At 69.9% G+C, this 19,096-nt stretch carries 18 protein-coding genes; 9 read left to right on the top strand and 9 right to left on the bottom strand.

The window, feature by feature from the left end; translation table 11 throughout:
• Positions 1 to 114: 114 nt before the first annotated feature.
• Positions 115 to 570: a MarR family winged helix-turn-helix transcriptional regulator gene (locus ACQ5DX_RS04670; protein ID WP_430331510.1), complete on the bottom strand. Its 456-nt coding sequence runs from the start codon at positions 568 to 570 to the stop codon at positions 115 to 117.
• An 84-nt stretch (positions 571 to 654) separates the two neighbouring features.
• On the bottom strand, positions 655 to 1,086 hold the full coding sequence (locus ACQ5DX_RS04665; protein ID WP_430331509.1) for a MarR family winged helix-turn-helix transcriptional regulator: 432 nt from the start codon (positions 1,084 to 1,086) through the stop codon (positions 655 to 657).
• Positions 1,087 to 1,182: 96 nt separating this feature from the next.
• Between ACQ5DX_RS04665 and ACQ5DX_RS04660 the strand changes: the two genes are divergently transcribed.
• Positions 1,183 to 2,790, top strand: a complete 1,608-nt coding sequence (locus ACQ5DX_RS04660) for an FMN-binding glutamate synthase family protein (RefSeq protein ID WP_430331508.1) — start codon at positions 1,183 to 1,185, stop codon at positions 2,788 to 2,790.
• Here the strand turns inward: ACQ5DX_RS04660 and ACQ5DX_RS04655 are convergent.
• The gene (locus ACQ5DX_RS04655) at positions 2,771 to 3,268 is read right to left on the bottom strand and encodes a hypothetical protein (RefSeq protein WP_430331507.1); all 498 of its coding nucleotides are present in this window, start codon (positions 3,266 to 3,268) and stop codon (positions 2,771 to 2,773) included. The two genes, ACQ5DX_RS04660 and ACQ5DX_RS04655, sit on opposite strands and share 20 nt — an antisense overlap.
• Positions 3,269 to 3,452: 184 nt before the next feature.
• On the opposite strand from ACQ5DX_RS04655, the gene ACQ5DX_RS04650 reads away from it, so the two are divergent.
• Positions 3,453 to 4,676 carry an AI-2E family transporter gene (locus tag ACQ5DX_RS04650; RefSeq protein WP_430335544.1) on the top strand — a complete coding sequence of 408 codons (1,224 nt, stop codon included), beginning with the start codon at positions 3,453 to 3,455 and terminating at the stop codon, positions 4,674 to 4,676.
• Here ACQ5DX_RS04650 and ACQ5DX_RS04645 read toward each other — a convergent pair.
• Together ACQ5DX_RS04645 and ACQ5DX_RS04640 are read right to left on the bottom strand one after the other, a co-directional pair.
• Complete coding sequence (locus ACQ5DX_RS04645; RefSeq protein WP_430331506.1) at positions 4,673 to 7,654, bottom strand: AAA family ATPase; 2,982 nt, start codon at positions 7,652 to 7,654, stop codon at positions 4,673 to 4,675. The two genes, ACQ5DX_RS04650 and ACQ5DX_RS04645, sit on opposite strands and share 4 nt — an antisense overlap.
• Positions 7,651 to 8,841, bottom strand: a complete 1,191-nt coding sequence (locus ACQ5DX_RS04640; RefSeq protein ID WP_430331505.1) for a metallophosphoesterase family protein — start codon at positions 8,839 to 8,841, stop codon at positions 7,651 to 7,653. The genes ACQ5DX_RS04645 and ACQ5DX_RS04640 overlap by 4 nt, the downstream gene beginning before the upstream one ends.
• Before the next feature lie 161 nt (positions 8,842 to 9,002).
• Between ACQ5DX_RS04640 and ACQ5DX_RS04635 the strand changes: the two genes are divergently transcribed.
• Positions 9,003 to 9,878 (top strand): DUF6542 domain-containing protein, encoded by an 876-nt coding sequence (locus tag ACQ5DX_RS04635; protein WP_430331504.1) that lies wholly within the window; start codon positions 9,003 to 9,005, stop codon positions 9,876 to 9,878.
• Positions 9,879 to 9,940: 62 nt separating this feature from the next.
• Here the strand turns inward: ACQ5DX_RS04635 and ACQ5DX_RS04630 are convergent, their stop codons facing one another.
• Positions 9,941 to 10,945 carry a 4-hydroxy-3-methylbut-2-enyl diphosphate reductase gene (locus ACQ5DX_RS04630; protein WP_430331503.1) on the bottom strand — a complete coding sequence of 335 codons (1,005 nt, stop codon included), beginning with the start codon at positions 10,943 to 10,945 and terminating at the stop codon, positions 9,941 to 9,943.
• A gap of 122 nt (positions 10,946 to 11,067) precedes the next feature.
• On the opposite strand from ACQ5DX_RS04630, the gene ACQ5DX_RS04625 reads away from it, so the two are divergent.
• The 3 genes from ACQ5DX_RS04625 to ACQ5DX_RS04615 are packed head-to-tail and all read left to right on the top strand — an operon-like array spanning position 11,068 to position 13,147.
• Entirely contained in the window at positions 11,068 to 11,673 is a 606-nt protein-coding gene (locus tag ACQ5DX_RS04625; RefSeq protein WP_430331502.1) for a lipid droplet-associated protein, read from the top strand.
• Positions 11,670 to 12,926 (top strand): exodeoxyribonuclease VII large subunit, encoded by a 1,257-nt coding sequence (xseA, locus tag ACQ5DX_RS04620; protein WP_430331501.1) that lies wholly within the window; start codon positions 11,670 to 11,672, stop codon positions 12,924 to 12,926. Before ACQ5DX_RS04625 ends, xseA begins: the two co-directional genes overlap by 4 nt.
• Positions 12,923 to 13,147 carry an exodeoxyribonuclease VII small subunit gene (locus tag ACQ5DX_RS04615; RefSeq protein ID WP_430331500.1) on the top strand — a complete coding sequence of 75 codons (225 nt, stop codon included), beginning with the start codon at positions 12,923 to 12,925 and terminating at the stop codon, positions 13,145 to 13,147. Before xseA ends, ACQ5DX_RS04615 begins: the two co-directional genes overlap by 4 nt.
• Before the next feature lie 2 nt (positions 13,148 to 13,149).
• Here the strand turns inward: ACQ5DX_RS04615 and ACQ5DX_RS04610 are convergent, their stop codons facing one another.
• Entirely contained in the window at positions 13,150 to 13,719 is a 570-nt protein-coding gene (locus ACQ5DX_RS04610; protein WP_430335543.1) for a DUF4245 domain-containing protein, read from the bottom strand.
• Between the two features lie 183 nt (positions 13,720 to 13,902).
• Between ACQ5DX_RS04610 and glpX the strand changes: the two genes are divergently transcribed.
• Complete coding sequence (glpX, locus tag ACQ5DX_RS04605; protein ID WP_430331499.1) at positions 13,903 to 14,943, top strand: class II fructose-bisphosphatase; 1,041 nt, start codon at positions 13,903 to 13,905, stop codon at positions 14,941 to 14,943.
• An 80-nt stretch (positions 14,944 to 15,023) separates the two neighbouring features.
• On the opposite strand, the gene ACQ5DX_RS04600 is transcribed toward glpX, so the two are convergent.
• Both ACQ5DX_RS04600 and ACQ5DX_RS04595 read right to left on the bottom strand, forming a co-directional pair.
• Entirely contained in the window at positions 15,024 to 16,448 is a 1,425-nt protein-coding gene (locus tag ACQ5DX_RS04600) for an FAD-binding oxidoreductase (protein WP_430331498.1), read from the bottom strand.
• Between the two features lie 295 nt (positions 16,449 to 16,743).
• Positions 16,744 to 16,938: a hypothetical protein gene (locus ACQ5DX_RS04595; protein ID WP_430331497.1), complete on the bottom strand. Its 195-nt coding sequence runs from the start codon at positions 16,936 to 16,938 to the stop codon at positions 16,744 to 16,746.
• Between the two features lie 236 nt (positions 16,939 to 17,174).
• Between ACQ5DX_RS04595 and ACQ5DX_RS04590 the strand changes: the two genes are divergently transcribed.
• Positions 17,175 to 18,584, top strand: a complete 1,410-nt coding sequence (locus ACQ5DX_RS04590; protein ID WP_430331496.1) for a class II fumarate hydratase — start codon at positions 17,175 to 17,177, stop codon at positions 18,582 to 18,584.
• A gap of 34 nt (positions 18,585 to 18,618) precedes the next feature.
• A complete protein-coding gene (locus tag ACQ5DX_RS04585) occupies positions 18,619 to 19,026 on the top strand; it encodes a limonene-1,2-epoxide hydrolase family protein (protein WP_430331495.1) in 408 nt (135 codons plus the stop codon).
• Positions 19,027 to 19,096: the final 70 nt, after the last annotated feature.

Here is a 19,096-nt window from a genome sequence, read left to right as displayed (position 1 = left end):
CGCCTCATCAGGTGCGCCGGTGGCCCGGCTGACGGATGTGCTCATGCAAAAACCTCACGATTCTTCGAGTGACCTCGAAAACGGTTGCGTAAAAAGTGAATTGAGAGTTCGACGTCAGTGCGTCGAGACCGGGTGCTGTATCGACGAACGCAGGCGCGCCAACCCGCTCAGGAGCTGTTGCAGCTCTTCGTCCGTCCAGTCCGCGATCGCTTCCAGCAACCATTCCCTCTGCCGCGCACGATGGCGACGCAGAACCGCGGCCCCCTCGTCGGTGAGCGCGGGCAGGGTGGCCCGGCGATCGACGGGGTCGGGCACTCGGTCCAGGTAACCGAGTTCCTCCGCATGGGCGATGTGCCGACTCATCGTCGAGGGGGTGACGCGCATTCGATCCGCGAGGACGTTGCATCGTCGCCCCTGGCCGGCGGCCACGTGCGAGAGCAAAACCCCCAGCGGTTCGGTGAGCATCTCGCCGTCGGACTCGTGTACGAGCACCGCCGACACCTCACGAGCCTGCCGGATCAGATCACGCAGGTGATCGATGAGCACCTCCGCACTGTCCGGCGCGACCATGAGAACCTCCCGATTAGTTGAGTAGTACAACTATAGATCCAGTAGTTGCAATGCGCAACTATCAGGTGGGGAGTGCAGATCCGTTCAGTTCGTGCTGTCCGCGAGCCTGCGCAGCAGCGTCGTCAGTTGCCGGACGTCGGCGGGATCCCAGCGCGACAGCCGCTCACGCCACTCCGCGATCGCGGTCTCACGCAGCGCCGTGAGCTGCGTGCTCCCGGGTTCGGTCAGCGCGACCAGACGTGCCCGCGCGTCCTGCGGATCGGGGCGACGCTCCACCAGGCCCAGCCGGACCACCGCGTCGATCTGCCGAGTGAGCGTCGACTTCTCCACCCCCAACTCGGCGACCAGCGCCGACATCGGAACCGCTTCCTCCCGCGCCAGAATCGCCAGCAGCGGATAGCAGGCCGGGTCGAGTTTCGGGTGGATCGCCCGAGCGCGCTCGCGTGACTGGATCCGCCCGCGCCGCCACATGTCGACCAGTTGGGCCTCCAGCTCGGTGATCGGATCCGAGTTCATGTTCGTGGGCATCCCTTCGTTCGACCGGCGCCGGTGGACACACCGACCCGCAACGCCGACAGGGTACGACCCGACGCCTCCGCATACCATCGCCGCATGGCTCGCAACGCGATCGTCGTCTGCTTCTGGGTGCTCGCTCTGGCCGCCGGGATCGCGGTCCCGACGGTGTCCCCGTGGTGGCTCGTCGCCGCCCTCCCCCTGGTGGCGCTGGCCGCGCTCGGCACGTGGGATCTGACGCAGCGACGACACAGCGTCCTGCGCAACTACCCGGTTCTCGGCCACGCGCGGTTCCTCCTCGAAGGCATCCGCCCCGAGATCCAGCAGTACTTCATCGAATCCCCCACCGACGGAACACCGTTCGATCGCGAGACGCGTGACCTGGTGTACGAGAGGGCGAAAGGGACGATCGACGAGGAGCCGTTCGGCACCGAACGCGACGTCCACGCCGTCGGCTACGAGTTCATGACGCACTCCCTGCGGGCCCGCACCGCGCCCGACGCCACCCCGACGGTCCGCCTCGGCGGCCCCGACTGCACCCGCCCGTACGACATCGCGCTGCTCAACGTCTCGGCGATGAGTTTCGGGGCGCTGTCCGCCAACGCGATCGAAGCGCTCAACGCCGGGGCCGCGCGCGGCGGCTTCGCGCACGACACCGGCGAGGGCGCCATCAGCCGCTACCACCGCAAGCACGGCGGCGACCTCATCTGGGAGATCGCGTCCGGCTACTTCGGATGCCGGACGCCCGCCGGCGAGTTCGATCCCGAACAGTTCGCCGCGAAGGCGGCCGACGACCAGATCAAGGCCATCTCGGTCAAGCTGTCGCAGGGCGCCAAGCCCGGCATGGGCGGTGTGCTGCCCGGCGCAAAGGTGACCGCCGAGATCTCCGAGGCCCGCGGTGTCCCGATCGGCCAGACGGTGACGTCGCCGCCGGTGCATCGCGAGTTCGGCACGCCCGACGAGCTGATCGACTTCATCGTGCGCCTACGCGCCCTCTCCGGCGGCAAGCCGGTCGGGTTCAAGCTGTGCGTCGGCTCCCGCGTCGAGTTCCTGGCCATCTGCAAGGCGATGCTCGAACGCGACGTCACCCCGGACTTCATCATCGTCGACGGCGCCGAGGGCGGCACCGGTGCCGGACCGGTCGAGTTCGAGGACCACATGGGCATGCCGCTCACCGAGGGCCTGATGACGGTGCACAACGCCCTCGTCGGCACCGGGCTCCGCGACCGCATCAAGATCGGCGCGTCCGGCAAGATTGCCAGCGGCGCCGACATCGTCAAGCGCGCCATCCAGGGCGCCGACTTCACGCTCGCGGCGCGGGCGATGATGTTCGCCGTCGGATGCATCCAGGCGCAGAAGTGCCACACCAACCGGTGCCCGGTGGGCGTCGCGACCCAGGACCCGGCGCGCGCCCGCGCCCTCGACGTGCCCGACAAGGCCGACCGCGTGTACCGGTTCCAGAAGGCCACCGTCGCCAGCGCGAAGCAGATGATCGCCTCGATGGGCCTCGACAGCTTCGACGAGCTGCACCCGTCGATGCTGAACCGGCGCATCGACGGCGTCACGACCCGCAACTACGCCGAGCTGTACGAGTGGCTCGAGCCGGGTGAACTGCTCGACCACGCCCCGACGGCGTGGCGGCGGGACTGGATCGCTGCCGATCCCTACTCGTTCCGGCCTCGGACGCCTACGGGCACGCCGGCTTGACCAACTGCAGGATCCGGTTGGCCTGCTCCTCGGTCGGCACCGTGCCGTCGTTCGTTGCGACCTGCTTCACCTTTGCGACCTGCTGCTGGTCGCTCGCGCCGGAGTCGATGGCCGTGCACGTCTCCTTGACGATCGACTCGATCGACTCGTCGTCACGGTCGCTCGACAGGTTGGGGTACGCCGTCCGGAACGTGGCGGTGAAGGCGGTCAGTTTGGCCTGGTCCCACGCCCCGGTGATGCCCGACACCACGCTCGACGCCGTCGCCTGCACGCTCGACACCAGGCCGGATGCCGTCTCCTCGACACTGGAACGCAGTGCCTCCCCCGGCCCCGCCTCCGGCGTCGATGTGACGGCGGAACTGATCTTCTCCTTGGTTTCCTCGGACGTGCCACCGTCGTTGGTGCACGCCGAGAGCCCGAACACGAGAGCAGATGCGGTGACAATCGTTGCGGTTGTTTTCCCGATGATGCTCCTCATGAGCCGGATACTACGTTCGTTCAGCAGCGTGAATGTCGGGATTCGCCACGCCGTGACCGGATCGATTGCTCGCGCCTATCTGGGGAGAAATGCGTAGATTCGACGGAGACTGTCACCCGACCGCCGGAAGGACCCCCGCGCTGTGAGCGTCAACAAGATCATTCAACCCTCCCCGCGCACTCGGATGCGCGACCGCGGTGAGGTGATCGGGGTCGGCGGGATATGGCTCGCCAAGTGGTCGCTGTGCCTCGCCGCGATCGCGCTCGGCGCGGTCGTCGTGGGCTGGATCATCGAGAAGCTGTGGGTGGTCACGCTGCCGGTGCTCCTCGCGATCATCGTTTCCACGGTGCTGTGGCCACCCACCCGCGCGCTCACCCGACGCGGTGTGCCGCCGGCCGGCGCGGCATCGATCACCCTTCTGGTCTTCTTCGCGATACTCGGCGGTGTAGTGGCGCTGATCGTGCCGTCGGTCGTCGACCAGACGCCGGAGTTGGCGAACAAGGCGACCCAGGGCATCCAGCAGGTGCAGAACTGGCTCAAGGGCCCGCCGGTCAACCTGCAGGACGAACAGATCGACACCGCGATCCACGCGCTCACGACCAAGCTCCAGGAGAGCGGCTCGGCGATCGCGTCGGGCGTCTTCAGCGGGGTCACCACCGCCGGGTCGATGATCGTGACGCTCGGCCTGGTGATGGTGTTGGCGTTCTTCTTCGTCAAGGACGGCCCGCGGTTCATCCCGTGGCTGCACAGCGTCGGCGGTGGCCGCGCCGGACGTCACCTCGAAGAGGTCCTCGGCCGCATGTGGGACACCCTGGGCGGCTTCATCCGGACCCAGGCGCTCGTCAGCCTCATCGACGCCGTCTTCATCGGCGCCGGGCTACTGATCCTCGGCGTGCCGCTCGCGCCCGTGCTGGCGATCTTCACGTTCATCGGCGGCTTCATCCCGATCGTCGGCGCCTTCGTCGCCGGCGCCCTCGCGGTGCTCGTGGCGCTCGTCGCCAACGGTCTGACGACCGCGCTGATCGTGCTGGCGATCATCATCGCGGTGCAGCAGATCGAAGGAAACGTCCTGCAGCCGGTGCTGCAGAGCAAGAGCATGAAGCTGCACGCCGTCGTGGTGCTGCTCGCCGTTGCCGCCGGCAGCTCGCTGTACGGCATCGTCGGCGCCTTCCTCGCCGTCCCGGTCGCCGCGGTCGCCGCCGTCGTGATCCGGTACCTGGGCGAACAGATCGATCACCGCCTCGAGCGGGACGCCCTGCTCGACGCCGCCGACGCGACCGCCGACGGAACTGCGACGGAGCACACCGGCGAGCCGCAGACCCCGGAGCCCAGCCCGATCGCGGACACCGAGCCGGTCCCGGTCATGGACGCCGCCGACACCAGCTCGTCGGGGCCCGCCCGCAACTAGCCGGCGATCATCTCGAGCGTGGACCCGGTCCGGCCGCGCACAACGTGCAGCCGGCTCGGGATCCGCTGTCGCATCTCATCGACGTGGCTGACGATCCCGACGACCCGTCCACCCGCCCGCAGTTCGTCGAGGACGCCCATCACCAGGTCCAGGGTGTCGGCGTCGAGGGTGCCGAATCCCTCGTCGATGAACATCGTGTCGAGCACGACGCCGCCCGACTCGGCGGCCACCACGTCGGCGAGGCCGAGTGCCAACGCCAGCGACGCCAGGAACGACTCGCCGCCCGACAGCGTCTTCGCCGACCGGACCACGCCGGTGTAGTCGTCCCGGATGTCGAGGCCGAGTCCGCCCCGACGCCCCCGGGCGCCGGCCTCGTCCGAGTGGACGAACTCGTACCGGCCGGCGGACATGCGACGCAGCCGCGCCGACGCCGACACCGCGACCTCCTCGAGCCGCGACGCGAGCACGTACGACCGCAGCGACATCTTGCGCGAGTTCTGACCGCGCCCGGCCACCACGTCGGCCAGCCCGGCGAGTTCCTCGTGCGCCGCGAGCACCGGGCCGAGCGCGATCATGGTCTCTTCGAGATGCGCGACGAGTCGCTCGAGGTTCCCGCGCCGGGTGTCGGCCTCCGAGGCTGCGGCCGCGGCGGTCTCGACGACCGTCGCGGCCTCGCGTGCGAGCGTCTCCGGCCCCACGGTGTCGACCGGATCGAGGTCCGCGACCGCCACGACCTCGGGCTCCGACAGGACCGCGCGGGCACCCGCGAGGCGATCGCGGGCCGCGGTGAGGACGGCCTCGATCTGCTCCACCCGGGCGGGCGGGCGCACCGCCGCCGACGCCTCTTCGAGCGAGCCGAACCCGGCATCGGTCGCGGCCGCGTGGACGCGGGCGTCGAGGTCGCGCGCCGTCGTATCGAGCGCCGCGGCGCGGTCCCGGGCGTCGAGCAGCTGCGCGGCCCGGGTCGACAGGTCGTCGAACCGGTCGCGGCGGGCCTGCACGTCGCGGTCGCCGCCGGACGCCTCGGACAGCCGGGCACGCAACGACGTCACCTGCTCCTCGGCGCCCTCGATGCGGGTGTCGAGCGCGACCCGCTCGGCGTCGACCGCGCGCGACTGCTCGTCCAACTGCGCACCGCGGGAACGGAGTTCGCTCACGGTGTCGGATGCCCACGCAAGGCTCCCGGCGCCCGAGCGCGCGTGGTCGACTGCCGCGGCGGCCACCTGGTGCAGACGCCGCAACTCGTCGCGATCACCGTCGCCACCGCGCTGGGCCAGCAACTCGACGGCCCGCTCGAGTTGCGATTGCCGCTCGGTCTCGGTCTCCAGGGCGCGGGCGGCCCGCTGTTCCGCGAGTCGCGCCGCCTCCTCGTCGTCCTTGGTGACCGTCGCGTCGCCCGGCCGCGCCGGCGCGGGGTGATCCACCGAGCCGCACACCGCACATTGCTCACCGTCGACCAGCTGTGCGGCCAGTTCGGCGGCCATGCCCGCGATCCGCTGCTCGCATAGGTCGAGGAGGCGGTGCCGCGCGTTCTGGTGCGTGTCGCGCGCCTCCGCGACCGTCGCGCGATGCTTCTCGAAAGCCGTTCTCGCCGATACCAATTCGTCGGCCGCGAGGGCCGCATCGGCGGCGCGGGTCGCGGCGTCCTCGAGCGCGGGCAACGACGCCTGCGCCTGCTCGGCCGCCCGCAGCGCCTCCTCGGCCGATGTCAACGCCGCAGGCCACTCGGCACGCGCGGTCGCCAGCTCCCCGGCTCGTCGCGCCAGATCCGCACTGCTCCTGCGCATCTGGACCACGTCACGCTCGAGCTGGGCCATCGCCTGGGCCTCACCGAGCAGCCCGTCCAGACGGACCACCTCCGCGGTCCACTCGCGGCCCCCGGCGCGGATCGCGTCGCGGTCGACGTCCGTCTGCGGCCACGACAGCGTCGCGACGAGCCCCGCACCGTCCTCGGACGCACCGAGCCGGTCGGCGACCGAACGAGCGCGTGCCACCGCGGACTCGGCCTCCCGGGTCGCAGACTCCGCGTCCGCGGCGGCCGCCGCGACGACGGCGGCCCGCGCCGCCCGATCCGCCTCGCCGGCAAGCGCGTCGCGCTCGGCCGCCCCGGCCTCGAGTTCGGCCAGCGTGGCCCGGGCACGGTCGCGCCGCGTCTGCAATTCGCGCACCCGCCGGGCCTCCACCTCCCCGGCACGAGCCTCCTCCTCCGCGGCACGCGCCCGGCCCAGTTCCGCTGCCGTCAGGTCGGCCGTCTCGACGGACTGGTCCAGCAGTCGCCGCGACCAGCTGAGGGGGTCGCCGTCGGCACCGGCCTCGATCCCCGCAGCCGTGGACACCCGCGCCAGCAGCAGATCCACCTGCTTGCGCTGGTCCTCGACGCGGGTCGCGCTGACCCTTCTGCGGTCGACGAGCCAGTCCTCGACGGACTTGAAGCGCGTGGTGTCGAAGAGCTTCTCGAGGAGCTTGCCGCGTTCCTCGTTGTCCGCCCGCAGGAACTTGGCGAACTCGCCCTGCGGCAGCAGCACCACCTGGAAGAACTGGTCCGCAGTCATGCCGAGCAGACGCTCCACCTCCCGCGCGATGTCCGGGATACGCGACAGGTTCTCGCCCGCACCGTCGAGCCACGTGAGCGTCGCCTTCGCGTTCTCGGTCAGCGTTCCCGAGCCGCGCTTCTTGGGGCGCTCGTACTCGGGGCTGCGGGCGATCCGCAGACGTCGCCCCCCGATGGTCGCCTCGAGGGTCACCGTCGGCACCGCTCCGGCCGGCGCGTGGTCCGACAGCAGCCGCTTGCCCTCCTTGCGGGCGCCGGGCACCGTGCCGTACAGCGCGAAAGCGACGGCATCGAGGATCGTCGTCTTACCGGCCCCCGTCTGCCCGTGCAGCAGGAACAGCCCGTCCGCGCCCAGTTCGTCGAAGTCGACCTCGACGGTGTCGGCGAACGGGCCGAACGCCGTGACCTGGAGGTTGTGCAGCCTCACGCCGAAACCTCCAGCGCGTCGACCGGATCGACGACCGACACGACCTCGGCCGCCGCGGCGCTGCGCAACGCGTCCTCGAACAGCCGGATCTCCCCCGCACTCGCCTCACTGCGCACGTCGGAGAGGAAGCCCTGCGCCACTTCGATGTCGGAGCGTCCGCGGACCCGCTCGCGGTACTTCAACTCCGGATTACCTTCGGGGCGTTGCCACTCCATGTGCACCGCGTACGGGAAACGCGCCTGTAGTGCCCGCATGGCGTCGACCGGGCGCAGCGGGTCGGTGAGAACGGCCGACACGTAGTGGTCCTCCGCCGACGCGAACGCCGCGTCGTGCAGGAGTTCGTCGAGGGTCCCGGTGAGCTGACTGAGCCCACGCACCAAGGGCAGGTCGATCCGCTCGACACCGGCGAGTCCGGCGGCGTCCACGTCCACCAGCCACACCGCCTTGCGGTGCGACCGCTCACCGAACGAGTACGGCAACGGCGACCCGCTGTATCGGACGTTCTCGGCCAGGGTCTGCGGCGAATGCAGGTGGCCGAGCGCGACGTAGTCGACACCGTCGAACGCGACGGCCGACACGGTCTCGACGCCACCGACAGAGATCGAACGCTCCGAGCCGGTCGCTTCGCCACCGACGACGAACGCGTGTGCCAGCAGAACCGAACGCAGTCCCGACGTCTCGGCCCGGCGCGTGTCCAGGTCGGCGCGGATCCGGGCCATCGCCACGTCGAGGATCTCGGCATGGGACCGCGCCTGCGGCGCACCCAACTCGGCCCGGGTGATCTCCGGCTCGAGGTACGGGATGCCGTAGAACGCGACCGGGCCGTGCTCGTCGTCGAGGACCACCGGGGTGTCCAAGGCACCCACCCGGGTCAGCAGGTGCAGCCCGCCCGCAGCCGAGAACGCCGCCCCGGCGCCGAGGCGCACCGGCGAGTCGTGATTGCCGGACGTGGCGACGATCACAGCACCGGCCGCACGAATCGCCTCGAACCCCCTGTTGCACACCGCGACCGCGTCGGCGCTCGGAATGGAGCGGTCGTACACGTCCCCCGGTACCACCACGACGTCGACGTCGTGGGCGACGACCAGGTCCGCGATCGCGTCGAGCACCCGTGCCTGGTCACCGAGCAGGTCGACACCGTGGAAGGTGCGCCCGACGTGCCAGTCGGAGGTGTGCAGGATCCTCATGGCGAACGACGGTAGAGCACCCGACCGACAGCCCACCGAACCGGACATGCCGGTTCCGCGCGCCCGCCAACTCCGTAAAGGCGCCGCATTCTCAGCGAATTCTCGGCATCAGACGGTCCCGCCAACAAAGCAAGCCGACCGTCAGCGACTACTGTCGAAGTGTGTCCGCAACCCAACGTGCTCGTTCCGGGGTGCCGCTCGACCAACGATCGGCCCTCCCCACCGTTCCCGGCGTACCCGCCTGGGGGGCTGTCGTCGTCGCCGCTGGGTTGACCTTCATCGGCTTCGCGCTCGACGCAATGTCGGGAAACGAACTGACGTCGACGTTCTCGGCGCTGTACTTCGTCGGATGCGTCCTGGCGGTGCTCGCCGTTCGCCATCGGGGACTGTTCACCGCCGTCGTGCAGCCGCCGCTGCTCCTGTTCGTCGCGGTGCCGTTCGGCCAGCAGGTCCTGTCCGACAGCAGCGGTACCAACCTCAAGGACCTCGCGCTCAATGTCGCATATCCCCTGGTCAATCGCTTTCCGTTGATGCTGGCCGCCACCGTCGTGGTGGCACTGATCGCCGGCGCTCGCGTGTTCTTCGCCCAGCAGGGCAAGGGTGCCCCGGCTCGGGCCACGGCCAGGCGCACCACGACTCGCGCCGACGCGGCGGACCGCCGCGAGCCCTCTTCCCGTCCCTCGCGGGCCGCGACACGGCGCGGCGACCGCCCGCTGCGTGACGACCACGAGTCACCGATGGAGCGCCGCCCGCGGCCCCAGCGCGCCCCGATGAACGATCCGCGTCCGCCGCGCCCGACCCACGAGCCCGTCACCGCGCAAGCGCCCACGTACGGCGGGCGCGACGCCGGCTACCGCGAACCCGTGCGACGCGAAGCCCGGCGCGAGACCGTGTACGGCGAGCCGATCGCCCGCGACCGCGCGCCCATCCAGCGCGACCCCATCCCGGTCCGCTCCCGTCCTGCGGTGGACATGCCGGCGCGTCCGGCACCGCGGGTGCGCTACCGAGACCGGCGCGAGCCGCCGATCGGCGAGTAGAACGTCGGACAGAAGAAGGCGCCCCGGGACATCCGTCCCGGGGCGCCTTCTTCTGTCCGACGTCAGTTGCGGGCGGCGCGCAGTTCCCGAGGCAGCGCGAAGACGAGCGTCTCGTTGGCGGTGGTCACCGATTGCACATCGGCGAAGCCCTGCTCGGCAAGCAGGTCGATAACTCCCCGCACCAGCACCTCGGGAACCGATGCACCGGACGTGATGCCGACGGTCCGCACGCCGTCGAGCCAGGCCAGATCGACCTCGCGGGCGTAGTCGACCAGGTGCGCGGCGCGAGCGCCGGCGCCCAGCGCCACCTCGACCAGACGCACCGAGTTGGACGAGTTCCGCGATCCGACCACGATCACCAGGTCGCACTCCGGCGCCATCGCCTTCACCGCCACCTGACGGTTCTGGGTGGCGTAGCAGATGTCGTCGCTCGGCGGATCCTCGAGCTGCGGGAACTTCTGCCGCAGCCGCTGCACCGTCTCCATCGTCTCGTCGACGGAAAGCGTTGTCTGCGACAGCCAGATGACTCTGGCGCCGTCGCGCACCGTGACCTTTTCGACCGCGTCGGGGCCGTCGACGAGCTGCACGTGGTCGGGGGCCTCGCCGGCGGTCCCCTCGACCTCCTCGTGGCCTTCGTGCCCGATCAGCAGGATGTCGTAGTCGTCGCGCGCGAACCGCTTGGCCTCCTGGTGGACCTTCGTCACCAGCGGGCACGTCGCGTCGATGGTGTGCAGGTTCCGCTCCGCGGCCGCGGTGTGGACCGCCGGCGACACGCCGTGCGCGGAGAACACCAGCACCGACCCCTCCGGCACCTCGTCGGTCTCGTCGACGAAGACGACACCGCGCTCGGCGAGAGTGTCGACGACGTGACGGTTGTGCACGATCTCCTTGCGCACGTAGATGGGAGCGCCGTGCTTCTCGAGGGCCTTCTCGACGGTCTCGACCGCACGGTCGACGCCGGCGCAGTAGCCGCGAGGCTCGGCCAGGAGAACCCGCTTGCCCTCACCGGCCGCGTCGGTACCGGCGGATCGGGCGATACCCAGATTGAGAGGAACTGCCGAAGACATGGCTCCAGCCTACGGTGCACGCCGCCGGTGCCCGCTCCAGCACACGACCACGTCGAAATTCCACGTCAGATCTCCGGGGCCGTCAGCTACCAAATACCGTCGTCGTGAGGCAGGCTGTGAGCATGATCCGTCCCCCGTTCATGGCGCGCGTCGCCGCCGGTATGGCCATCACGGCCTACGAAGAGGCACTCAAGCTGCCCTCCACCGCGATGACGCTGCCGATGACCGCCGTCAGCCAGGTGCTGCAGACCACGATGCGGGTCCAGCAGTCCATGACAGCGCTCGCCATCAAGGGTGACCAGGCGTTCTGCGTTTTCGACCGCCACGAGGAAGAACCGTCGTGGGCGGTGTTCGACGAGGACCGCACCGACTTCGACACCGACGGTGAGGTGGACGTCGAGGCCCCGACGGAGACCGAGGCGGGCGACCGGCCGACCGCTCCGGGCCGGTTCGCGCTGTACTCGACCACCCCGACCGAGGACAGCGACGAGGCCGACCGCCCGGCGAAGGCCGCCGACGCCGCGCCGGCCGCCCAGCATGTCCCGGTTCCCGAGATCGCCGAGGAACTGGACTACGCGGCCCTCACGCTCGCCCAGCTGCGATCGCGGCTCCGGTCGCTCTCCGTGGAGGATCTGACGACCCTGCTCGAATACGAGGAGCAGACTGCGGCCCGCGCGCCGTTCCAGACCATGCTCGCCAACCGCATCACCGCCGCCAAAGCCAAGTGACGTCCGCTCGTCCCGCGTCCGGCGGCCCGTCCCCGAGCACCGCAGAGCAGCCCTGGCCGGTGCGGACCGTCTCCACCAAAGTCGCGCAATGGATCGACCGGCTGGGCAGCGTGTGGGTGGAGGGACAGATCACCCAGATCAACGCGCGGCCCGGAACACGGACCGCCTTTCTGGTGCTGCGCGATCCGTCGGTCGACATGTCACTGTCGGTGACGTGCTCGCCGCAACTGCTGCGGGACGCGCCGGTGCCGCTCACCGAGGGCAGCCGCGTCGTGATGTTCGGCAAGCTGTCGTTCTACACCGGCCGCGGCACGGTGTCGCTGCGGGTGACGGAGATCCGCGCCGTCGGCATCGGTGAACTGCTGGCCCGCATCGAGCGGCTCCGCGCACTGCTGGCCGCCGAGGGCCTGTTCGATCCGCGGCTCAAGCGTCCGCTCCCGTTCCTGCCCGGCACGATCGGCCTGGTCACGGCCCGGGCCAGTGCCGCCGAGCGCGACGTGCTCAGTGTCGCCCAGCGCCGATGGCCGGCGGTGCGGTTCGAGGTGCGGCACGCCACCGTGCAGGGCCCCACCGCGGTCCCGCAGATCATCGCGGCGCTCCAGGAACTGGATCAGGATCCGAACGTCGACGTCATCATCCTCGCCCGCGGCGGTGGCAGCGTCGAGGACCTGCTGCCGTTCTCCGACGAGACGCTGTGCCGCGCGATCGTGGCGTGCACGACGCCGGTGGTGAGCGCGATCGGCCACGAACCGGACAGCCCGCTCAGCGACCACGTCGCCGACCTGCGGGCCGCAACCCCCACCGATGCCGCCAAGCGCGTCGTGCCCGACGCCGTGGCCGAGCAGGCGCTGGTGTCCGAGCTGCGGGGGCGCAGTGCCGCGGCGCTGCGCAACTGGGTTCAGCGCGAGGCGCACCTCGTCGAGCAGCTCCGCAGCCGCCCCGTGCTCGCCGATCCGCTCGCCGGGATCGACCGCCGGGCCGAGGAGGTCGACCGGCTGCGCGACGCCGCGCGCCGGGACGTGACCCGCGCGATCGACGCCGAGGCGACCACCGTCGCGCACCTGCAGGCGCGGCTGACGACGCTGGGACCGGCGGCGACGCTGGCCCGTGGCTACGCCGTCGTGCAGAAGGTGCTCGGCGACAACGAGCCTGAGGTGCTGCGGTCCGTGGACGACGCACCGCCGGGCACACAGATCCGGGTCAGATTGGCCGACGGCGCGGTGCGCGCCGCCGTGATGGGAAGAGAGTCATGAGCAACGCAGATGTCGCCGAACTCGGGTACGAGGCGGCCCGGGACGAACTGGTCGTCGTCGTGAAGACCCTGGAGCTGGGCGGCCTGGACCTGGACGAATCGCTCGCCCTGTGGGAGCGCGGCGAGGCACTCGCGAAGCGCTGCGAGGAGCATCTCGCGGGCGCCCGTCGGCGGGTGGAGCAGGCGCTCGCCCACGCCGACGACGACAGCTCGGACGAGTAGTCCTACCGCTGCATCGGCTCGACCGCGCCGACCGCGGTCGCGAGCGTGGTGAAGTCCGGCGCGGGTGCGGGCCCGGTGATCAGGATTCGGGTGTCACCGAAGTCGCTGGCCCAGATGGCCTCGACGCCGTCGCCGCCGAACACGTCCCACGTGTGGTCACCGATCTGCTCGGTGCCGGTCGCGTACCGGGGTTCACCGGCGATGAACGGGACCAGCGCCTCCTCGGAGGCATTGCTCTGCGTCAGCTGGATGTACCGGCCGGCTTTGGTGATGAAACCGATGTTGCTCGAGTCACCGCCGCCGTCACCCGAGACGATGCTTCGCGAACCCGAGTTCGGCGTCCAGCCCTCGGGAATCTCCGGCTGACGGATCGGAAAGCCCAGCTCGCGCGAGTCGTACTTCAACGCCTCCTTGGCGTTGAAGCTCGGGATCGGCCCCTGCTTCGGACCACCCGGGCTGAACGAGCAGGACTGGGCAACCACCGCAATCAGCAGACACGCGATCACCAGCGGAATCAGCGACCAGGCCATGTCTTGGCCGTTCTGCAGGATGCGGGGCTTCTTGTCGGGCACGATGTCCAGTATTCCTGTTCCCGGCTCGGGGTGGCCCACCAGGTCATGCATCCCCGTGTTCTGAAAGAATCACCCTCGAGATTCGTCCACCGAATCGACGGCCCCGACCGCACCGCGGTCGACCGTCCCGAAGTGTCGGCCACCACATTGCGCCGACCTTGACTGCAGCAGGAGGCACTGCCCATGACGGCCAGCACCCCATCGAGTCGCCGCGAGGCCCCGGACCGCAACCTCGCTCTCGAATTGGTGCGAGTCACCGAAGCCGCCGCCATGGCTGCAGGCCGCTGGGTCGGGCGGGGCGACAAGGAGGGCGGCGACGGTGCCGCCGTCGACGCCATGCGCCATATGGTGAGCTCGGTCTCGATGCAGGGCGTCGTCGTCATCGGTGAGGGCGAGAAGGACGAAGCCCCGATGCTTTACAACGGCGAAGAGGTCGGCAACGGCGACGGCCCGCTGTGCGACGTCGCAGTCGACCCGATCGACGGCACGACGCTGATGAGCAAGGGCGCACCGGGCTCGATCGCGGTCCTGGCGGTTGCCGAGCGTGGCGCGATGTTCGATCCGTCGGCCGTGTTCTACATGGACAAGATCGCGGTGGGCCCCGAGGCCGCCGACGTCATCGACCTGTCGGCCGGCGTCGCCGAGAACATCCGCCGCGTCGCGAAGGCGAAGAACCGCGCGGTCTCCGACACCACCGTCACGATCCTGGACCGCCCGCGCCATGCCGAGATCATCCGTGAGATCCGCGAGACCGGTGCCCGGATCCGCCTGATCTCCGACGGCGACGTCGCCGGCGCGATCGCGACGGCGCGCCCCGAGTCCGGCGTCGACATGCTGCTCGGCATCGGCGGCACGCCCGAGGGCATCATCGCCGCGGCCGCGCTGCGCTGCATGGGTGGCGCGCTGCAGGGCAAGCTGGCCCCCACGGACGAGGCGGAGCGCCAGAAGGCCCTCGACGCCGGACACGACCTGGATCGTGTGCTGCGGACCGAGGAGCTCGTCACCGGCGAGAACATCTTCTTCTGCGCGACCGGCGTCACCGACGGCGACCTGCTCAAGGGTGTGCGCTACTACGGCGGCGGCGCCACGACGCAGTCGATCGTGATGCGCAGCAAGTCCGGCACGGTCCGCATGATCGAGGCCTACCACCGCCTCGAGAAGCTGCACGAGTTCTCGTCGATCAACTTCGACGGCGTCGAGGGCGCGCAGCCGCCGCTGCCCTGATCGTCCTCGGGTACCCCGCTGAAGGGACCCTTCATGCGCTGTGAGCGCCTGAAGGGTCCCTTCGGCCGTTCCGGGGCGGGTCAGACGGTGACCGGTGCGGTGCGTCGGTCACCGCTGAGCGCATATCCGGCGCGGAATACGTTCGTCGGATCGTGCAGGTGCTTGATGCGCAGCAACCTCTCGCGGTCCTCGGGGGCCCAGGCGCCGAGCACGTCGGCGGGTGTGGAAGCGCGTCCGAGGAAGTTGACGAACGCCCCATCCGCGGTCGACGACGCGACCGAGGCCACGACCGCGTCGACGAGTCCCGGTGCGATGTCGGCCAATTCGGGCAGGAGCGGTGCGATCACGAACAACGAGAACGCGGCACCCCGACCGCCCGCGGCATTGGGGACCTCGGGCATGCGGTCCAGCGCCCCGCCCAGCTGACGGATTTCGACCATGGCGAGCGGCACATCGCACTGTGGTCCCGCGACGTCGAGAAGCGCTTCGATCGTCTCGGCGGTCAGCTCGCGGAGCAGCGCTCCCCGCTCGCACGACGGCATCGGGTCGACCGGATCCTGGTGAATCGCGTCGACAGCGCTGAACGGCATCTCTCCCACCGTGTCGAGAATGGCCGGCGCGACGGCCCGCATCGGCTCGAGCAGACGAACCCCGACATCGGCGGGTCCGACGTATGCGACACGCAGATGGACGACGAATCGGCCGCGCAGCGGCTCGGGCAGACCCGGATCCGGGGGCAGGCGCAGCAGCGCGACCGATGTCGTCATCTCCTCGGGCAGGGCACGGGCCCACCTCCGGTACGCGTCCAGGACGTCCGCGGTGTGCTCCGCCGCGAAGAAGATTCCGCCGCCGAACAGGGTCGGGAGGGCGATGAGGCCGACCTCGATCGCGGTCACGATTCCGAAGTTGCCCTTGCCGCCGCGCAGCGCCCAGAACAGGTCGGGGTCGTGCTCGGCGTCGACCGAGCGGACGACGCCGTCCGCGGTGACGACCTCGATCCGCCGGACGTTGTCCGCTCCGAATCCGTAGGTCCGCGACAACGGGCCGACACCGCCGCCGACCGTGAACCCGACGACACCCACAGCGGTCGACGAACCGCACACCACGCCGAGTCCGTGCGGTGCGGCGGCGTCGATCACCTGCCGCCATTTGACGCCGGCTCCGACGCGCGCCGTCGCGGACGACGCGTCGACGGCGACCTCACCCATCCGCTTGGTGGAGATCAGGACCGTGTCGTCCGACGTCGGCAGGACACCGTGGCCGGTCGCCTGCACTCCGACGGCCAGCCCCCGCTGCCCCGCCCAGCGGACCACCGCTGCCACATCCGCGGCGCAGGTGGCGCCCACGACCACTCCGGGTGTCGGGGTCACCGCGACGTTCCACGCGAACACCTCGGTCGCATAGCCGGGCTCGTCGGGCAGGAACACCGGACCCAGCACGGCCCCTTTGAGGTTGTCGATGTCGGTCGGTGTGAGCGTCCTCGTCGACGGTGTCGACAGGTCCATGGTCTCTCCTCGTGACGGGATCCCACGCCGATCGTGGAATCTGGTCACGAGCCTGTCCGTCCACACTTGGAGAACTCTTCACGCCGACTAGGTGCGCACCTCGGATGCCCGAAGGATCCCGACACGAGGCGTGACGCGGATGGGCCAGCTGGTCGTAGATCAGTTGCGGGTCGGGAGCACCGAGCGCCGACGCCCCCAGTCCCCATTGGAAGAGCAGCCATTCCGAGACCCATCTCGGATGCACGGCGGTGGTGAAGCGATCCAGCAGAGCACGCGCGAGCGGTTCGTCGCCGGCTTAGTAGGCGGCCAGCACGGCCGTGGGATTCCTGAACGAAGGCGTGGGTGAAGCGCAAATCCCACTCGTTGCCACTTCGCTGACCAGTCCCTCGAGCAGCGCCGGTTCGATCCGTTCGAGCAGCGCCTCACCGTCGATGTCCGATGCCGATTCCAATACGGCCGTGTCGAATTCGCGACCGATGACCGCGGCCACCTAGAGAATGGTCCGAGTCTCCTCGGGCAACCGGGCGACACGCCGTCCGATCACGTCCCGCAGGCTGTCTGGGACCGCGAAGTCGGACACCGATGGCGGCGTCTCCAGCTCACCCCACCTTCCGACCGATCCGGATGGGACGACATCATCGCACCCAAACGGACCCTTGGGTTGGTTCTTGTCCCGGCGCAGACCGAACCCGAGCATCGATTCCCACGTGATGGCAAGGTTGGGGCATGACCGAGAACAGCACCGAACGCTTCCGCATCGAACATGACACGATGGGCGAGGTCCGGGTCCCGGTCGACGCGCTGTGGCGCGCACAGACCCAGCGCGCCGTCGAGAACTTCCCCATTTCGGGCCGCGGCCTCGAGCGCACGCAGATCCGCGCGATGGGCCTGTTGAAGGCGGCGTGCGCACAGGTCAACATGGATCTCGGGTTGCTCGCGCCGGACAAGGCCGACGCGATCATCGCGGCCGCGAACGAGATCGCCGACGGCCGCCATGACGACCAGTTCCCGATCGACGTGTTCCAGACCGGGTCCGGCACCAGTTCGAACATGAACGCCAACGAGGTCATCGCGAGCCTCGCCGCGAAAGCCGGCGTGACCGTCCACCCCAACGACGATGTCAACATGTCGCAGTCGTCGAACGACACTTTTCCCACCGCGACGCACGTTGCCGCCACGGAGGCCGCGGTCAAGGACCTCGTGCCCGCACTCGACCATCTGCGACTTGCCCTGTTCGACAAGGCAGCCCAGTGGCGAACGGTGGTCAAGTCCGGGCGTACGCACCTGATGGACGCAGTTCCGGTCACGCTCGGACAGGAGTTCGGCGGCTACGCCCACCAGATCGAGGCGGCCATCGAGCGGGTCCTGGCGACGCTGCCGCGACTGGGCGAACTACCCATCGGCGGCACCGCGGTCGGAACGGGCCTCAACGCTCCCGACGACTTCGGCCCCCGCGTGGTCGCCGAACTGGTGCGCGCCACCGGTCTCGACGCGCTGACCCCCGCCCGCAACCACTTCGAGGCGCAGGCCGCGCGGGACGGGCTGGTGGAGGCGTCCGGCGCGCTGCGCACGGTGGCAGTGTCGCTGACCAAGATCGCCAACGACATCCGCTGGATGGGGTCCGGCCCGCTGACCGGACTCGGTGAGATCCGACTGCCGGACCTGCAGCCGGGGAGCTCGATCATGCCGGGCAAGGTCAATCCCGTGCTGCCCGAGGCGGTCACACAGGTCGCCGCGCAGGTGGTCGGCAACGATGCGACCGTCGCCTGGAGCGGCGCCGCCGGCGCGTTCGAACTCAACGTCTACATCCCGGTGATGGCCCGCAACCTTCTCGAGTCGTTCCGCTTGCTGGCCAACGTCTCCCGGCTGTTCGCGGACCGCTGCATTGCCGGGCTCGAGGCGAACGAGGAGCACCTGCGCACGCTGGCCGAGTCGTCGCCGTCCATCGTCACACCGCTCAATTCGGCGATCGGCTACGAGGAGGCGGCTGCGGTCGCCAAGCAGGCGTTGAAGGAGAAGAAGACGATTCGTCAGACGGTGATCGACCGCGGCCTGATCGGCGACGGGCTCACCGAGGCGGAACTCGACCGAAGGCTCGATGTTCTCGCGATGACGAACGTCGACCGGGACGAGTAGATCGGCCGGACTCAGCAGTCACCAGGAGGGCATCGTGAACGCACCGCCGACCGCGGTCGAGGTGGTCGAGGACTTCTTCGCCGCACTCACCGACATGGACGTCGACCGGGCCGTCGAGCACCTCGCGCCGGACGTCGTATGGCAGAACACGACGCTGCCGACGCTGCGCGGACTGCCCGCGGTGCGGCGGGCACTCGCCTTCGCGAACCGACCGACGCGCAGGTTCGAGGCGGTGCTGCAGAACATCGCGAGTGACGGCCAGACGGTGCTCACCGAGCGGATCGACACCTTGTTCGTGGGTCCGCTGCGGTCGACGTTCTGGGTCTGCGGAACGTTCGAACTCCACGACGGCCGAATCGTGCTGTGGCGGGACCGGTTCAGCTGGGGCAACGTCGCCGTCGGCACGGTCCGGGCCACGGCCCGCTCCCTCCTTCATCGGTAGCACCCCGCTGCTGAGTGGCGCGCGCACAACCACCGAGCCATCGCACGAGACGTCCGATAGCCTCGACCGG

Source organism: Rhodococcus sp. ACT016 (genome assembly GCF_050477185.1).
In the GTDB taxonomy this organism is placed as follows: domain Bacteria; phylum Actinomycetota; class Actinomycetes; order Mycobacteriales; family Mycobacteriaceae; genus Prescottella.
The sequence above is the reverse complement of the archived record's forward strand: the minus strand, read 5'-3'. Positions and strand labels throughout refer to the sequence as shown.

Excerpts from the sequence above, each read along its gene's own strand:
- ACQ5DX_RS04670 (WP_430331510.1), bottom strand. The coding sequence starts at position 570 with ATGGTCGCGCCGGACAGTGCGGAGGTGCTCATCGATCACCTGCGTGAT.
- ACQ5DX_RS04665 (WP_430331509.1), bottom strand. The coding sequence starts at position 1,086 with ATGAACTCGGATCCGATCACCGAGCTGGAGGCCCAACTGGTCGACATG.
- ACQ5DX_RS04660 (WP_430331508.1), top strand. The coding sequence starts at position 1,183 with ATGGCTCGCAACGCGATCGTCGTCTGCTTCTGGGTGCTCGCTCTGGCC.
- ACQ5DX_RS04655 (WP_430331507.1), bottom strand. The coding sequence starts at position 3,268 with ATGAGGAGCATCATCGGGAAAACAACCGCAACGATTGTCACCGCATCT.
- ACQ5DX_RS04650 (WP_430335544.1), top strand. The coding sequence starts at position 3,453 with ATGCGCGACCGCGGTGAGGTGATCGGGGTCGGCGGGATATGGCTCGCC.
- ACQ5DX_RS04640 (WP_430331505.1), bottom strand. The coding sequence starts at position 8,841 with ATGAGGATCCTGCACACCTCCGACTGGCACGTCGGGCGCACCTTCCAC.
- ACQ5DX_RS04630 (WP_430331503.1), bottom strand. The coding sequence starts at position 10,945 with ATGTCTTCGGCAGTTCCTCTCAATCTGGGTATCGCCCGATCCGCCGGT.
- ACQ5DX_RS04625 (WP_430331502.1), top strand. The coding sequence starts at position 11,068 with ATGATCCGTCCCCCGTTCATGGCGCGCGTCGCCGCCGGTATGGCCATC.
- ACQ5DX_RS04615 (WP_430331500.1), top strand. The coding sequence starts at position 12,923 with ATGAGCAACGCAGATGTCGCCGAACTCGGGTACGAGGCGGCCCGGGAC.
- glpX (WP_430331499.1), top strand. The coding sequence starts at position 13,903 with ATGACGGCCAGCACCCCATCGAGTCGCCGCGAGGCCCCGGACCGCAAC.
- ACQ5DX_RS04600 (WP_430331498.1), bottom strand. The coding sequence starts at position 16,448 with ATGGACCTGTCGACACCGTCGACGAGGACGCTCACACCGACCGACATC.
- ACQ5DX_RS04590 (WP_430331496.1), top strand. The coding sequence starts at position 17,175 with ATGACCGAGAACAGCACCGAACGCTTCCGCATCGAACATGACACGATG.